The following is a 17,409-nucleotide window of genomic DNA, read 5'->3' on the forward strand; positions in this document are numbered from 1 at the left end:
GATTTTAAATTCAATACGCTTTATACTGACTATTCGGCAACAACAAACCTTGACCAGATTTTACAAGATAGAGAGCGTGATGAAAATGGTAAATCTGTATATAAAAAAGATGAAAACGGAAATGTAATTTTAGGAAAAGAGAAAAAAGGTGTTCCGCTTTCTGACGTTTGGGAAATCCCATATTTAAACCCAAAAGCAAAAGAAAGAACAGGCTACCCAACTCAAAAGCCAGTTTTATTGCTTAATCAAATTTTAAACATCGTAACAGACGAAGGAGATTTAGTTGTTGACCCGTTTTGTGGTAGTGGAACAACTTGCGTTTCAGCAAAATCTTTAAAAAGACAATTTATCGGTATTGATATTTCACAAGATGCTGTCGAACTTGCTAATTCACGATTACAAGAAATGGTGATTTCTGAATCAAACTTATTAAACAAAGGAACAAACGAGTATCAAGAAAAAACTGAAAAAGAGCTTACTATTTTACAAAATATCAATGCTTTTCCAGTTCAGAGAAATAGTGGAATAGACGGATTATTAAAAGACCATTTTGAAGGTATGCCAGTTCCAGTAAAAATTCAAGGAGAATATGAAACGATTGAAGATGCAATTGAGAAATTAGAAAAAGCATCTTATGGTAAGGACTACAAAATGAAAATCTTAATCCAAACTAGAGAAACAGGAATAAGCAGACTCTTTGGTTTTGAATCGGACGTAACAATAATAAAATCACTTGAATTACAGACAAAAGATTTGATAAAGAAGAACAACGAAGGCATAACAGCACCTACCCAAAAGGCGGGGTTTCGTGTTCCAAAGACAGTTTAGTGGTTAATGGAAGTTCAGTTTTTCAAATCAAGTTTTGTGGTAAAAGTCCCGCCCTTCGGGTAGCTGCCAACCGTTACCGGAAACCCTATGGCGACAGTGCAAACAATGAACTGACTAGCACGAAATTAACTTTGACAACACTATGACAACCTGTATTCAAAATAGACAATTGTTCCTGGTGGCTGAGTTTTTGAGCAGACCCTATAATAGTTCTCCGCCTGTGGCGGATTTAGTTTTTAGAATGGTATAAAAACAACTGAAATTATCCGGCCAGGGAGTTCGTTCCTAAGGAAGAAAAAAACAAAACGCCCTTACAGTATGAATTATAAACGATTATGAGCTTAACTAAACGTAATTGAATCGTAATTTGTAATTTATACCACCACTCTTCTCCCGATAGCTATCGGGCTCCGATCAGGGTTGCACTTGTATATAACAATCGGGCGTCAGCTAATTCGTAAATCGTTCCGCTGCGTCAGCCCCCATTCGCCGGCGGCGGACCGAATCCTATTATATCCCTATTTCCGCTTTCGCAGCGTCCAAAACTTTGAAACTTGCTTCACTATTTTCGGCTTGGCAATATATACGCAATACAGGCTCAGTGCCGCTTGCACGCATCATCACCCAAGACCCATCACTTAAATGAAATTTAAATCCATCTGTATCTTCTACACTCGTTACTGTATAAGAACCAAAGTTTTTATATAATCTGTTTTTACAGTTTTCGATGATCTGATTTTTCATCTCATTTTCTACATGTTCATCATAACGCTCTACGGCAAAACTTCCAACTATATTATATATTTCTTCAATTAATTCTTCCAAACTTTTACCACTCTTCGCCATCATTTCCCATATAGTTAAACCAATCCATATACCATCACGTTCGGGTATATGTCCTTTAATAGCTATTCCTCCGCTTTCCTCTGCTCCTACCAGTGCGTCACCGCTTAGCATGAGTTCGCATATATATTTAAATCCAATTTTTGTAGTAGTAGATTTTATATTATACAATTCGCAAAGTTTATCTACTTTACTACATACACTAAAACTTTTAATTACCTCGCCCGTGAATCCCTTTGTTTTGGTTAAGTATTCTATTAATAATAATATAATATGATGTGAATCGACAAAGCGACCTTTGGAATCATATAATCCAATGCGGTCTGCATCGCCGTCTGTCGCCAATCCGCAAGCGATATCTTCAGCGATGCGAATTACTTCGGAGAATTCTTGAAGGTTTTTATGTATAGGTTCAGGTGCTTGTCCATCGAAGCCCGGATTATAATCACAATGCAATAAAGTTGCTTCTGGAAACAAACGACGCATCACATTTTGACCAGAACCATACATGGCGTCGTAAGCGAAATTAAGCCCACTGTCTTTGATAGCTTTGATATCGAAATTGGCTTCCACATGTTTAATATACATATCTTCCAAATCGACAAATGTTATCATATTCTTTTGTATATAATATTCAAACTCTTGTATATCATTTACTGGGCTATCGGGAATTAAAGCTTCCACCTCATTCACAAAATCGGGACTCGAAGGACCACCATAACTACCTTTCAATTTGTAACCATTATAGGCAGGCGGATTATGACTTGCTGTTATCACAATTCCTTGGTCGGCATTCAGTTTTACTATTCCCAATGAAACCATAGGCGTAGATGCAATGCCTTTGTGCAAATGAACTTTGATGCCATTAGCAGCCATAACACTTGCAACATTTTGAGCAAACATCTCACCACCAAAACGACAGTCGTGGCCAATTACAACAACGGGAATTTCCTTGTCCTGCTTGAGCCTGAGAGCAGTGCCCAGGGCAACTCGTTTTACATTTTCTAAAGTAAAATCATCGGCTATAATAGCTCTCCATCCGTCGGTACCAAATTTTATTTGCAACATAATTGTATCCTATTTATTTGAAAATTTGTGCAAAAATAAGGAAGAGTTTGCAGTAAACAGTTTACAGTTCTCAGGTGGCAGTTTATAGTGCTTTGAAGAATAAAAACGGTCTACTGCAAACTCTTTACTGCAAACCATTTTTCTTCCTTATAATTGCACTCAATAAATAATTATCCGCCGCGGCGGAAAACCTCTTTAAATCATCAAATATGAAGTCTTTCACTCAAGAAATTATTATCAATGCTACTCCCGAAAGAGTTTACAATGCCTTAGTAAACCCAGTAGAACATTCAGATTTTACTGGCGGTCATGCCGAAAACACCGATTCGATGGATGAGGATTTCTCTATCTATGATGGTTATATTAATGGCAAAAATTTAAATCTGGTACCGGGCAAATGCATCCACCAAACTTGGCAAGCAGCCGAAGAAGGCTGGCCCGAAGACCATTATAGTGAAGTTAAGTACGAACTAGAAATTGACCCTCATGGCACTTTAATTAAATTTACCCATAATAATGTGCCTGATGAATATGCTGACGATATATATAATGGCTGGAAGGAACATTATTGGGAGCCATTGCAGGCGTATTTTATCAATGAGTAGTGTTATTACCTTTTGGAAAGTTTAAAACTTTCCAAAAGGTAATAATCCCTATACCAACATCAGCATCGGTGCTTCCAAATAATTCTTTAAGGTTTGTAAAAATGCAGAACCCGTCGCACCATCAACTGATCGATGGTCGCAGCTTAACGTTACTTTCATCACATTTCCTATTCTAATTTGGCCACCTTTTACTACGGGTTGTTCTTTTACGCCACCCACAGCAAGAATGCACGAATCGGGCGGATTGATGATGGCCGTAAATTCTTCTATACCATACATTCCCAAATTACTAATGGTAAAAGTATTGCTACTAAATTCCTCGGGTTGTAGTTTTTTGCTCTTTGCTTTTGCTGAAAATATTTTTACTTCGCTATTAATTTGAGCGAATGATTTTTGGTCAGCAAATTTCACTACAGGTACTACCAAACCTTCATCCACGGCCATGGCCACGCCAATATGTATATGATGATTGATACGAATCTTATCGCCCAACCAACTGCTATTTACTTTGGGGTTAGTACGAAGAGCAACTGCGGCAGCCTTCACTATCATATCATTAATAGAAATTTTGGGGCCACCCATTTCGTTCAAACGCTTGCGTGAATCGACTGCGGCATCCATATCAATTTCCATGGTGAGGTAAAAATGTGGAGCGGTGAACATACTCTCACCCAAACGGCGAGCAATAGTTTTACGCATTTGGCTCAGCGGAATATCTTCGTAACTTTCGGCTGTTACTGGAACAAATGCAGCCCCCGCCACAGGAACATTTTCGAGGTCACGTTTTACAATTCTTCCATACTCGCCACTGCCATGTATGGCATTCAATGCTATACCTTTTTCTTCAGCGATTTTTCTTGCCAAAGGTGATACCTTCAATCTTGAATCGGAAGAAGATTTGGTTTCTGTATCTTTTGCAGGTTCTGCTGCAGGGGCTTCTTTCTCTTCTTTCTTAGTTTCGGGTTCAGCTTTTTCTTCACCCTTTTCTTTCTCGTCTCGAGTGCTATCAGGGTTTTCTTCAGTGGTTTTTTCTGTTGCAGGTTTACTTGAGCTATCTCCTTTCAACAAGGCTTGTATATCTTCGCCCTCCTTTCCCACTATTGCTATCACTGCATCTACTGGAACAGCTTGGCCTTTTTCAATACCGATGTGAAGGAGCGTTCCTTTCACAAAATTTTCAAGTTCCATAGTAGCTTTATCGGTTTCAACCTCGGCTAAAATATCACCGGGTTTTACCACATCACCTACCTTTTTATGCCATTCTACTATTACACCTTCGGTCATGGTGTCGCTCATCTTGGGCATTTTTATTACTTCAGCCATAGGACTATTTTATATTTTATAATTGCTATTTTTTATTTTTTTCTTCGATAAACTCAGACTGACAAGCAAACTCAGACTGACAAATCTACTATCACCCTGAGTTTATCGAAGGATGGGCAAAAATAGGCTGAAAACTTTTCATTTCCTTTCTTTGTAGTTTTGTTTCTGCTTGCGTACTTCGCAGGGTCAAGTTAGAAAATTGATTTTCATGCAAAAATACTTTAAGTGGCTACCCCACGCACTCACACTTTCCAACCTATTGATGGGTTGTGTGGCCATACGTTTCGCCTTACAAGATAACCTTGCCGATGCTACTATATTTATGGTAATTGCCATGATATTCGATTTTTTCGATGGCTTTGCGGCAAGAATGCTAAAGGTAAGTGGGCCGCTCGGCAAACAATTAGACACCCTTGCCGATATGGTTACTTTCGGCGTTGCCCCTGCCATGATATTATATATGATGGCCTCCGATAGTCAGGCACATGCAAAGTATAACGATTTTCTTTGGGGAGACCCACAAATAGTTCAGTACTTAGCGTATTCAGTTGCAATTGCTTCTGCTTGGCGGTTGGCAGTTTTCAATATTGATGAAGGCCAAGAATATGGTTTTGTAGGATTGCCCACCCCCGCCAATGCTATGATAGTTGCTAGTTTGCCTTGGATTGCACATGATTATGATTTCCCTTGGTTGCCACAACAATTAGAAAATCCTTATGTATTAATTTTCATCATGGCATTATGTACTTGGTTGCCTGTAAGTGGAATTAAATTAATGGCACTCAAATTTAAAAACTTTAGCATACAAGATAATTTAGATAAGTATATTATAATAGTTTGTGGTGGATTAAGCGTCGCCTTTTTCGGTTTTGGAGGAATGCTTCCTACAGTTCTTATATATATATTAATTTCGATATTTTGGCCGAAGAGAAAAACAGTAGTTAGTAGTCAGTAGTCAGTAAACAGTAGTCAGTAGACAGCCCGCCGCGGCGGGTAGTAACTACTAAACAGTTAGATGACGCCGTCCGCCGAGGTGGAGCACTGACGACTGTTTACTGGTTACTAATTACTAAAATAATTCAATCACAAATCATTAAATAATTAAATAAAAAGTGGGCAGTTTTAAAATAGAAGGAGGCAACAGACTTACGGGTACTGTTATTCCACAAGGTGCAAAAAATGAAGCACTACAAATTATATCGGCAGTATTACTCACTGCCGAAACAATTACGATACATAATATTCCTGAAATACGGGACGTATTAAAGTTGATCGAACTATTACAAGATTTTGGCGTCATCGTGCAAAAACTTAAAAAAGGTTCTTATACTTTTACTGCCAAAGAGATAAATTTGGAATACCTTATTTCAGCAGAATATAAAACCAAAGGTGCAGGATTGCGTGGCTCTGTAATGGTAGTGGGGCCGCTACTGGGACGGTTTGGCAAAGGTTATATACCTACTCCTGGCGGCGATAAAATTGGCCGTAGAAGATTGGATACACACTTTATAGGTTTCCAAAAATTGGGTGCAAAATTTATATATGAAGAGCAAGAAAAATTTTACCGTGTCGATGCATCACATTTAACAGGAACTTATATGTTATTGGATGAACCTTCGGTAACAGGAACTGCCAATATTGTGATGGCCGCTGTGCTTGCAAAAGGTATTACAACTATATATAATGCTGCTTGCGAACCTTATCTACAACAGTTGTGCAAAATGCTGAACAGTATGGGTGCAAAAATTGCAGGCATAGGCACCAACAAACTAGAAATAGAAGGGGTTGCAGAACTTGGTGGTACCGAGCATACCATGCTTCCTGATATGATAGAAGTGGGTTCGTTTATTGGTCTAGCCGCTATGACGCAGAGTGAACTTACCATACAAAACCCGATGGTTTCAGAGCTCGGACAAATACCTGATATATTCCGACGCATGGGTATACAATTGGAACTAAAAAGTAATGGCGATTTATATATACCCCAACAAGATTCTTATACTATAGATACATTTATCGATGGTTCTATTCTTACCGTATATGATGCTCCTTGGCCAGGTTTTACGCCTGACTTATTAAGTATTATATTAGTTACCGCAACGCAAGCAATTGGCAGTATGCTCATTCACCAAAAAATGTTTGAGAGCCGCTTATTTTTTGTAGATAATTTGATTGATATGGGAGCAAAAATTATACTGTGCGACCCACACCGGGCAGTAGTAATTGGACTTGAACGCAAATCGCAGTTACGTGGTATTTCTATGACCTCTCCCGACATTAGAGCAGGAATGAGTTTGATTATCGCAGCCCTTAGTGCACAAGGCACTAGCACCATTCACAATATAGAACAAATTGATAGAGGTTACGAAGAAATTGATGTGCGTTTGAATGCTTTGGGAGCGAAGATTGTGAGAATATAATAGTTAATGATGAATGATTCCCGCCGTGGCGGGGTAAATGGTTAATTGAGCTTCGTCATATAAAATATATAATGATTAATGATAGCATTTGATTTAAGAACAAGGAATGAAGATTTTCGCTTTATGAAGTTCTGATACTTCTAATACTAATTCTTAAACTAAAATAGTTCTCCGCCTGTGGCGAATTTAGTTTTTAGAATGGTAATGCCGAACTACAATACATATAGTCCCTTTCTTTTGGACTATTATATATTGAGTTTCGGTATAATCCGCCGGCGGCGGAATCGTTCGTAAATCCTTGTTCGATATTCTTTTTAATTTTGCGAAGCTGAAATTAGTGGTTAATGAGAACCCGCTACCACTAGCATCTGCAATACAAACCGGCGTCAGCCCCCCCAAATCCTAAATCCCAAACACAATAAAATTTTTCCTTTTACGTTATATAGTAAATCACCTTTATTTGCATATATGATCGTAAAAAGAACTACAATCCTCATGCTGCTTTTTTATTGCAGTAAATTTGTTTCTGCACAGTTTTATAATAATGATTACGCTGAAGTATTCTACATACAGGAAATTAGTAATAACAAAAATATTGTATTTCAAAATTATTGGTTTACTGATTTTACCATTACTGACAGCACGATCAAAGCCCAGCGGCTTAGGAGTATAAAGACGGAAAGAATTGACAATAAAGAGGGATTTACACACCACACAGAATATATTTATGATAATGCGGGAAGAAATACTTTCTTGTCGGAATTATATTTGTATAATAAAAGATACCGACACAATTATAGTTTTATGTTTACAAATATTTACAAACATGACACAGGGAGAAGCGAAGGCACCTCATATTCTATGAAAAATGGCAAATTACACCAAGTATTTCGATGGGAAAAATTATCAGACACTACCAATCTTGAAATTTACAGAGATGGTAAAATGGCTACTAATAGCAAAAGAATTCATCACATCAATGCAAACAAAGATGTATATTATATAGAAAATTATGAAGGACCTAGAGAAAAGTTTTTAGGAAATACTTATTATGAGTATTATATCAACCATAATATTAAATCAGTAAAGCAATACAACCCAAAAGGAAAACTTTCGCATAGTTGGATGTATATGGATTGTGGCACTACTCCCAGCAATAACAATCATAAAACCATGGACACCATCAATATATGCCGAAGTTCTTCTTATGACAAAGACAGTAATCTGCACCAATATATCACATATACAAGTGTAAAAGGCGTTCAGTATAAACATGAGAAAATTAGCGACAAAAGTGGTATCGTGAAAAAACATTTCACCATCAATCAAAAAACAGGACATTATTATAACCTTGGTGAAACTTATTATACAGGTGACACTTTATGTTACGCATATACAAAATACAGAGACCGCAACGGAAAGCCTAGTTACAAATATATTTATTCTTTTGTAGGGAATAAAAAAGTAGCTTACGATTATATTTCCTATAATAAAAAAGGAAAAGAAAATAATCATTATCGCTATAATTATTTCTATGATAAAACTGGCAAAATCGTGAAGCATATCAATACTAGTTTTACTTATAAGAAAACAACTGAAAGTAATTATACTTATCACTATTATTGATTTAGTTCAACTCTAGTCGTGGGTCTGCCTGGTGGAAACACCTAACAGCAAACTCGTTGGTGGTTGGTGAAAACACACAACGACGGGCATCCGAGACTGTGGACAGACCGACAAACAGGCGTCAGCTCCCATTCACCGAGGCGAACCGAATCCAAAATCCTGAATCCCTCCTTAATAATACTTAAATACTGGATACACTTTCTTCCCCAATTGCATCTTCGCTATATACAAATCGAAGAAATTCCAATGCACCAAGCCATCATCCGATTCGGGTTCCAACATATAGAAGACTAGATTCGATAAAGGTTGAGCCATATCAATTATATAATCCCCTTTCTTATATTTCTGTGTAGTGGTATTAAATTTTCCATACAAAGTAGCAGCATAATGTTTTTGAAAAATCTCTTTGTCACGTATCAAACTATCTATATAATACATTTCACCTGTATAGCTTTTGTTTTGGGTAAGTTTTTCTACTTTCACGCCATGCATTTTTAGGTTTTCTATAATATCTGTGAACTCAGCAGGTATTATATATCCACGAGGCAAAATACTTTCTTTGGTAGCCACAAATTTTGCATGGTAATCTATATTGTTATATTCAACTATTTTACCTATTTTATAATACTTTGTTGCATCCGTTGAATCCTTAAAAGGTATATAATCGTAGGTGATAAAATTGTTGAGTTTATGAAGCGGGACCATTTTAAACTTAACACCTTTCCTTGCTACTCCCGCATGTTGTATCACGTTTTGAATAGTTGCCAATTCAGCTTGTTTATTAGTGGCGATAATTTCTGCTGAATGCAAATTTGCATACTCCAAAATTTCTGATACAAAACTATAAGTACTATATATACGTTGATAGAAACGCTCATGTGCAAATGCTTCACTCAATATCGCCATCCTATTCCTAAACCCAAACTGATTAACCAAATACCGTGGATGGTGATTATAACTATAAAAGTTTTTGGGCGGCCAACCTTCATCCAAATAATAATCGCCATAGGGACCCATTAATAAATTATATTTTTGCTTGCATGAATCGGTAATTGTTGGCAACATTTTATGATAAGTATAATCGAATGGGCCATACTCGCCAGCAGAGTGAAAACTAGGTGCCCATGTGAGCGAGTAGGCGTGCCAAGTGCCATTGGTGGTATGCAGGTCTACAAATATTTGAGGGTCCCAAGGCACTATAACTTGTGTAAATAAGGCACGGGTTTCTTTGGCTTCCATTTTCACGCCATCACGGTTTAAATCATAGCCTTCGCTGCTTTCACGCTCTCCTGTTTCGAGCGGACTATCCTCCTGAGAAGAGCGAAGTCCTTTGGCCATTTTATCGTTTGCATCGGTATTATATATTGGAACGAATATGATAATCAAACTATCGAGCAAATGCTTTTTATTGCCCAATAATATATCCCGCATCAGCATCATTACTGATTCTTTTCCTTCCACTTCACCTGCATGAATATTACCTTGTACATATACGATAGTTTTGCCTGTAGCCTTTGCTTCTTCTGGTGTGTTAACCATTGGCTTGGCAAGCACTGCAACAGGAATATCTTTTCCTTCCAAGCTTTTGCCCATGCTAAAAGTATATATATTATTACTCAATAATTTTATCTCATTCATAAAGACCATCACCTCTGCATGGGTCGATGTTTTGAGAAAATCTGTTTTCTCAGGTGTAAGCAATATGCTTTGGGGCCATAGGTTTTGAGCATGAACGGTAAATATTCCTATAAGAGTTATAATAGTAAAAAAGATGGATTTCATTTGGGCAAATATAGACAAAATTGTTAAATTGTGTTTTATACCGACACTCAATATATAATAGTCCAAAAGAAAGGGCCCGAATACTTTCGGGATGTAGTTCGGCATTACCATTCTACAAACTAATCCGCCACAGGCGGAGAACTATTTTAGATTAAGAATTGGTATAAGAATAGCTATTATATAAAAAACTCCTGGCTAGTCCAACTTCGATGAAAAAAATATTCGATAATTAGGAATAATGATTGGAGGTTCTAAACTTTATTATAGTATGTGAATTAACCATCTATGCATATTTGTATTCAAGAAACAAGCTTGCATGCTAATGGTTGGTGAAAACACATAACTACAGGCATCTAGGATAGCAACTGGGTGCTAACTACATATATGCCACCATTCACTGTTCATTACATCTCACTTTTAGTTTTTAACTTTTCACTATTACCTGTCAACCTCCTCCACCATCTTTGCATACCTCCCACCCTGCTCAATCAAACTTTTATGAGTTCCGCGTTCAACTATAATTCCCTTATCAAGCACCAATATTTCATCGCAGTGCATAATACCTGAAGGTCGATGGGTTACTATCAAAACCATTTTGCCTTTACCTGCTGCTTTTAGCCCGTCAAGTATTTGTTGTTCCGTTTGCGTATCAACCGCACTTAAGCAATCGTCGAATACCAATACTTTGGGATTCATAGCCAAAGCACGGGCGATGCTCAACCTTTGTTTTTGTCCGCCGCTTAGTGTAATACCTCGTTCACCTATCAAAGTTTCAAAACCTTCTGGCATGGCTTCAATAGTATCATATAATGCGGCATCTTTTGCGGCTTGTATTATAATACTTTCAGGTAAAACGGTTTTTCCAAATGCTATATTGTTTCGCAAAGTATCGGAGAACAAAAATACATCCTGTGGCACATAACCTACCGATTGTCGGTACTGATCCAGATTTACAGAATCGAGTGCTTTGCCGTCTATATATATATGTCCCGCAGTGGGATCCATTAATCGCAATAATAATTGTGCAATAGTGGTTTTGCCACTACCCGTATGACCCAATATCCCCAATGCTTTTCCTTCATTTATTTTGAAACTAATATTAGTTAAAGCATTGTAGTTTTTGTCAGGATATGCAAAAGAAACATTTCTGAATTCTATATCATTTTGCAAATTAAAACCTGTGTGCTCATCTGGATTAGATATTAAAGGTACGGCCTGCAAAAACTCATTGATACGCTTTTGTGATGCCGCTGCTCTTTGCGTGGTGCTCGTTAACCAACCTAACATAGCCACTGGGAAAGTGAGCATCGTTATATATATAATAAACTCTGCTATAGTTCCTGGCCCTATCTCCCCGTCCATTACTTTAAGTCCACCTATATATACAGTAAAAATAGAACTTAGCCCCACCAATAATAACATTAAGGGAAACCACAATGCATCGACCATAGCCAAATGCAATGATTTGTTTCTGTAATCGTGTGCTTCCTTTTCGAAACTGCCACCAACTGCTCCTTGCTTGGCAAATGCTTTTACTACACGCAAACCACTAAAAGTTTCTTGCACAAAAGTGCTGAGGTCGCTTAATTTACTTTGCACCCTATCGCTCCTCTTATTAATAGTATTGTTGATGAAATAAACTGAAATGGAAAGTATGGGTAGCGGGGCCAATACATATAATGCTAACTCAGGATTCACAGTGAACATGGAACTAATTACAACTACAAACATGGTGAGCATATTTACCAAATACATAATTGCTGGACCCACATACATTCTCACTCGGCCTACATCTTCACTAATGCGGTTCATCAAGTCACCAGTATAATGTGTTTTGTAAAAAGCAAAATCGAGCTTTTGGTATTGTGCATATATCTCATTTTTCAAATCGTATTCAATATTCCTCGACATCACGATAAGCGATTGCCGCATCATATACATAAATACACCGCGTATAATAGCAGTGCCGAAAATGATACCAACGAATAACCAAATATTGGCAGCCGCACTTCCATCGGCCAATGAGTTGAAAGCCTCTCTAACATATACGGCCTGATACACGGCGAAAATATTTGCCAAACCTACAAACAATACTCCCAATATAAAAGGACGACGGTATTGCCAAAAATATTTGTTGAGATGCTTAAAGGGTCTGTTCATATTTGGTTTGCAAAAGTAAATATAGGAGGGTCACCTTTGTGGGGATAATTTTTAACAAAGGAAAAACAGTATGACCCTGACCCCTGGTATGCCGACTGATAACGTTACTGTTGCGACGTCACCCTGTTCGCTGCAACGAATGTTTCAGGGTCTCTTTGCTGAATAGTTATTAGTTGCTGAATCCCGATAGCTATCGCGACAGCATGATGCTGACGCTTGTTAACGCTGACGCCTATTTTCTTACCGATAAAAACATATACAATACTACTATGTTTAGAATGTATGCAAACATCGAAACTCTACTTTCCGCTATTCACCATCATAATATTTTTGGCATGCAAAAACAGTAAGACAGAACCTATTGCCATAAAAACTGATTCCACAAAAGAAATAATCGAAACAAAGCAAATTACCACACCTATATATAAGGAGTGCAAAACCCAAACTGTTGAATTATACGGAACCAAAGTGGACCTCAAATTCCCCGACACCGTAAAAGGCTATATTATGATATTGCCAGGCTGGAATTTTCCGAGATACGATTGGTGCAACCAAAGCACCCTTTGCCTCAAAGCATTGAAACAAGGTTTTGCCCTCATCATGCCCGAGATGGGCGAAAGCATTTACGCCACGCAGTTCTACCCGCAAAGCTGGGACAAAATGCGAAAAACCCTCACCCGCCGTTGGGTAACTGATACTTTAATTAAATATTTACAAGACAGCTTTGGTATCATGAAACCTGAACAAAACAATTTCATCATGGGTTTATCAACGGGGGCACACGGCAGCGGTTTGGTGGTGGAGGATAACCCTACCTTATTTAAAGCCTGTGCTCTTTTATCGGGCGATTATGACCAAAGAACCTTACCAATGGACCTGGTATTTATTGCCACCTATGGCCGTTATGAGCAATTCCCTGCAAGGTGGCAAACCGATAATGTGGTTACGGGACTCAACAATTTAAACATTCCGATTTTTATTGGACATGGGTATCAGGACCCGCTCATCCCAATTTCTCAAAGCAAAATGCTTGAACAAAAGCTAAAAGTACTGCATCCCCAGCAGGTTATTGAAACCAGTTACCTAGTTGGCAAGCACGATTATAAGTTTTGGGAATTGGAAACACAACCGATACTTACATTCTTTAGCTCACAAATTTCAAAATAGCATTTTATCGCTTTTGGGTAATTATTTAACCCATTTATTAAATTTATGATACCCATCATCCACTTAGCATGATGAAAATCATACTCAAAAACTGACTTACTTTGTCTTACACCATGTAAGAAAAAATTCATTCAAGGGTGCTATTCATAAAAAAAACTCTCGTTTTGTATTATATTTTTTGTGAATGGCTATAAAAATCTTCCCAAATATTGTTGTAAGAAAATTTCAATCATTGTAATATTCAATACTTGGCCATACCGCAACTTTGTACCAGAAACCAAATCAAATAAGATCATGAAAAAAGCATTACACTTCTCAATCGCCCTCTTCCTACTTACTTTAATTGCTCCTTCTATTTGTTCAGCAGCGGCTCCCAGAAACCCACTGGGTTTTATGATGGCTTGCAATTTAGCTAAGGCTAAAAGCACTGCTAAACAAGAACGTAAACCATTATTGGTTTATGTGCACTCGAGCAAGTGCTATTCAAGCAGAACATTCACCCGCCAAATAGCAAGCAAACCTGAATTTGCTAATTGGGCTAATAAAAACTTTATATGCATGGAAGCCAATGTGCTTGCAGGTAAAGGAAAATCGGTAGCTAAAAAATATGGTGTGCTTAAATTGCCTTCCATCATTATGCTGAGCTTCGATACCGATTTGGAATATAATGTGGAAATGAAAATGGATTCAGTTTCTTTATATAACCAATTCCGTTCATTCCTTTCGGCCAATAGCTTGAAAAGCCAAATAGAACTGCTTCGTGAAACTAATGGTTTAACTTACCAAGCAGCATCAAAAGCTATCGCAGCTTCCTATGCCAAACACGATTACAAGAAAAACCCCGCAGGTTCGCCAGAAATGATGGCAATGGAAAGAACCCTTCGTATTAAAAAATTAAAAGACTTGCACTTGGCTTATATCGACGAGTACAAAAAACTAGTTGCTGTTTCTAATAGCAACGAACAAAAGAAAGCAGTAGCTCAAAACTAGGCTCTTATTCAAATTTCATACAATTAGTGATTAGAAAAAAGTCCTCTCAAAAGGGGGCTTTTTTCGTTTGTGGCATGGCCATATAGCCCGTAATTTTGCCACCTAAATTTATAAATACAAAATGGCAACTACTTCAGATTTATCAAGAGGGTGTTTTATTAAGTACAATGGTGAGCTTTGCCAGGTTACCGAATATCAACATCGCACACCTGGAAACCTTAGGGCATTTTATCAAGTAAATATGCGGGTGATTCGCACAGGCAAACAAATTGAAAACCGCTTTAGGGCGGGCGAAGAAATTGAATTTGTGCGTGTAGAAATGAAACAGCTACAATACTTATATAAAGATGGTGACAGCCTGGTATGTATGGATAGCGAAACTTTCGACCAATTATATATACCTCAAATATTATTTGGATCGGCCTTCCCATTTTTAAAAGAAGGTATAATGGTAGATGTAGCAATGGAAGGTGGTGAAAACCCAGTTTTTGCTTCTGCCCCTACAAAAATGGAATTAGAAGTAACCTATACTGAACCTGCGGTTCCGGGCAATACTGCCACCAATACTTTGAAACCTGCTACTTTAGAAACTGGTGCCAGTGTAATGGTTCCTTTGTTTGTAAATACTGGGGAAATGATTAGGGTTGATACAACGAATGGCACTTATGTGGAACGCGTAAAATAGAATATTATAAGTAATTTAATCATTTAACCACAACATTCGCCAGCTCGCATAGGATGCCCATTGTTGGTGTTATCCCCAACCATATATTTTATCATAATAACATGTTTGAAAGTTTAAGTACCAAACTCGATAGGGCCTTTAAAGTATTAAAAGGTCATGGTCGCATCACCGAAATCAATGTAGCCGAAACCATTAAGGAAATACGCAAAGCACTGCTCGATGCCGACGTCAATTATAAAATAGCCAAAGACTTTACCGATAAAGTTAAGGAAGAAGCACTTGGTCAGAATGTATTGACTAGTATCTCTCCTGGGCAATTACTTACCAAAATTGTAAACGACCAACTCACCCAATTATTGGGTGCCGAAACGGTTGATATTAACTTAGAAGGAAACCCAAGTGTGATATTGGTAGCAGGCTTACAAGGATCGGGTAAAACCACCTTTAGTGCAAAGCTTGCCAATATGCTCAAGAACAAACGCAATCGCACTGTAATGCTTGCTGCGTGCGATGTATACCGACCTGCGGCTATTGACCAGTTAAAGGTTTTGGGCGAGCAAATTCAAGTTCCCGTATATACTGATTATGATAGCAAGGACCCTGTAGCTATTGCTTTAGCAGCAGTTGCAAAAGCCAAAGAACAAGGTTTTAAAACTATTATAATAGATACTGCAGGCCGCTTGGCTATTGATGAGCAGATGATGGATGAAATATTCCGTGTAAAGCAAGCCATCAAACCCAGTGAGATACTTTTTGTAGTGGATAGTATGACGGGGCAAGATGCCGTGAATACCGCCAAGGCATTCAACGATAAGCTAAACTTTGATGGTGTAGTTCTTACCAAACTCGATGGTGATACACGAGGTGGTGCTGCATTGAGTATTAAATCTATCGTGAACAAGCCCATCAAATTTGTGGGTACGGGCGAAAAGATGGAAGCCCTTGATGTGTTTCACCCCGATAGGATGGCACAGCGTATATTGGGCATGGGCGATATTGTGAGTTTGGTAGAGAAAGCCCAATCTGTTTACGATGAGGAGGAAACTGCCCGCATGAACAAAAAGATTGCGGCCAACAAGTTCGACTTTGAAGACTTCCTTGCACAGATACAACAAATAAAAAAGATGGGAAACCTAAAGGACTTAATGGCCATGATACCAGGTGTGGGCAAAGCCATAAAAGACCTTGACATAAGCGATGATGCCTTTAAAGAAATAGAAGCCATTATACGCAGTATGACACCCAAAGAACGGTCGAACCCCGATATATTAAATGGCCAACGCCGCAGTAGAATTGCTAAGGGCAGCGGTACCCAAGTGCAAAAAGTAAACGACCTATTGAAGCAGTTTGAAGAAATGCGTAAAATGATGAAGACCATGAATAAAATGCAAGGTGCTGGCAGGGCGATGAAAATGCCTTTTGGGAAATAAAACCATTTACTATATACCTCGCCGTGGCGAGTATGATGTATGATGTATGATGTACCTCGCCGTGGCGGATTGCTGACGCATGCTAGTGTGACAACGTAAAAAATGCGAAAATCAATTTTGTTTTTCAAATAAAAAACAAGGAACCTTTTACATGCTGATTGCATCCCGTAACTAATACCGACGTGGACGGCTCGATTGGGTAACCATTTTTTTTACCCCTCACAACTATTCCTTATTTTTGCGTACTAAAAAAAAGTATATATATGCTAGAGATAAGCAGGTTTTTAGGAATAATACCGAAACTCAATCGACCTCTTCCATAATTCGATTCTAATAAATATAAAGGTTTGAAACACGAATTTTAAAACTTAGAATGCTGCCCTTTTTTTATTTACAGCAGCCCGCTGCGGCGGGGTGGCAAAATAACAGCTCCCAAAAAATATAATTTGATAAATACTTTCCTTAACTATGGAAAATGCATA

General features: G+C 38.0%; 13 protein-coding genes. 9 read left to right on the plus strand and 4 right to left on the minus strand.

Annotation, left to right across the window (positions count from 1 at the left end):
• Nucleotides 1-828, plus strand: an 828-nt coding sequence (locus tag SGJ10_03695; GenBank protein MDZ4757229.1) for a site-specific DNA-methyltransferase, incomplete at its 5' end; no start/stop codon positions are given.
• 510 nt (nucleotides 829-1,338) lie between these two features.
• Here SGJ10_03695 and SGJ10_03700 read toward each other — a convergent pair.
• Nucleotides 1,339-2,739, minus strand: a complete 1,401-nt coding sequence (locus SGJ10_03700; protein ID MDZ4757230.1) for a phosphoglucomutase/phosphomannomutase family protein — start codon at nucleotides 2,737-2,739, stop codon at nucleotides 1,339-1,341.
• A 209-nt stretch (nucleotides 2,740-2,948) separates the two neighbouring features.
• Between SGJ10_03700 and SGJ10_03705 the strand changes: the two genes are divergently transcribed.
• Nucleotides 2,949-3,344, plus strand: coding sequence for an SRPBCC domain-containing protein (locus SGJ10_03705; GenBank protein ID MDZ4757231.1), 396 nt, complete (start codon nucleotides 2,949-2,951; stop codon nucleotides 3,342-3,344).
• A gap of 48 nt (nucleotides 3,345-3,392) precedes the next feature.
• Here SGJ10_03705 and SGJ10_03710 read toward each other — a convergent pair whose 3' ends face one another.
• On the minus strand, nucleotides 3,393-4,667 hold the full coding sequence (locus SGJ10_03710) for a pyruvate dehydrogenase complex dihydrolipoamide acetyltransferase (protein ID MDZ4757232.1): 1,275 nt from the start codon (nucleotides 4,665-4,667) through the stop codon (nucleotides 3,393-3,395).
• Nucleotides 4,668-4,875: 208 nt separating this feature from the next.
• On the opposite strand from SGJ10_03710, the gene SGJ10_03715 reads away from it, so the two are divergent.
• The 3 genes from SGJ10_03715 to SGJ10_03725 all read left to right on the plus strand — a co-directional run bounded on the left by SGJ10_03715 (nucleotide 4,876) and on the right by SGJ10_03725 (nucleotide 8,713).
• The gene (locus SGJ10_03715) at nucleotides 4,876-5,622 is read left to right on the plus strand and encodes a CDP-alcohol phosphatidyltransferase family protein (GenBank protein MDZ4757233.1); all 747 of its coding nucleotides are present in this window, start codon (nucleotides 4,876-4,878) and stop codon (nucleotides 5,620-5,622) included.
• 157 nt (nucleotides 5,623-5,779) lie between these two features.
• Nucleotides 5,780-7,087, plus strand: coding sequence for a UDP-N-acetylglucosamine 1-carboxyvinyltransferase (gene murA, locus SGJ10_03720; protein MDZ4757234.1), 1,308 nt, complete (start codon nucleotides 5,780-5,782; stop codon nucleotides 7,085-7,087).
• A 468-nt stretch (nucleotides 7,088-7,555) separates the two neighbouring features.
• Nucleotides 7,556-8,713, plus strand: a complete 1,158-nt coding sequence (locus tag SGJ10_03725) for a hypothetical protein (GenBank protein MDZ4757235.1) — start codon at nucleotides 7,556-7,558, stop codon at nucleotides 8,711-8,713.
• 171 nt (nucleotides 8,714-8,884) lie between these two features.
• On the opposite strand, the gene SGJ10_03730 is transcribed toward SGJ10_03725, so the two are convergent.
• Both SGJ10_03730 and SGJ10_03735 read right to left on the minus strand, forming a co-directional pair.
• Nucleotides 8,885-10,495: a M14 family metallopeptidase gene (locus tag SGJ10_03730; GenBank protein MDZ4757236.1), complete on the minus strand. Its 1,611-nt coding sequence runs from the start codon at nucleotides 10,493-10,495 to the stop codon at nucleotides 8,885-8,887.
• A 438-nt stretch (nucleotides 10,496-10,933) separates the two neighbouring features.
• Entirely contained in the window at nucleotides 10,934-12,655 is a 1,722-nt protein-coding gene (locus SGJ10_03735) for an ABC transporter ATP-binding protein (GenBank protein ID MDZ4757237.1), read from the minus strand.
• A 282-nt stretch (nucleotides 12,656-12,937) separates the two neighbouring features.
• Between SGJ10_03735 and SGJ10_03740 the strand changes: the two genes are divergently transcribed.
• From SGJ10_03740 to ffh, 4 genes are all read left to right on the plus strand, one after another.
• Entirely contained in the window at nucleotides 12,938-13,822 is an 885-nt protein-coding gene (locus SGJ10_03740; protein MDZ4757238.1) for a prolyl oligopeptidase family serine peptidase, read from the plus strand.
• 294 nt (nucleotides 13,823-14,116) lie between these two features.
• Nucleotides 14,117-14,812 (plus strand): thioredoxin family protein, encoded by a 696-nt coding sequence (locus SGJ10_03745; GenBank protein MDZ4757239.1) that lies wholly within the window; start codon nucleotides 14,117-14,119, stop codon nucleotides 14,810-14,812.
• Nucleotides 14,813-14,933: 121 nt separating this feature from the next.
• Nucleotides 14,934-15,497, plus strand: a complete 564-nt coding sequence (efp, locus tag SGJ10_03750; protein MDZ4757240.1) for an elongation factor P — start codon at nucleotides 14,934-14,936, stop codon at nucleotides 15,495-15,497.
• 101 nt (nucleotides 15,498-15,598) lie between these two features.
• The gene (gene ffh, locus SGJ10_03755; protein ID MDZ4757241.1) at nucleotides 15,599-16,927 is read left to right on the plus strand and encodes a signal recognition particle protein; all 1,329 of its coding nucleotides are present in this window, start codon (nucleotides 15,599-15,601) and stop codon (nucleotides 16,925-16,927) included.
• Nucleotides 16,928-17,409: the final 482 nt, after the last annotated feature.

Source organism: Bacteroidota bacterium, assembly GCA_034439655.1.
Taxonomy (GTDB): Bacteria; Bacteroidota; Bacteroidia; order UKL13-3; family UKL13-3; genus CANJUD01.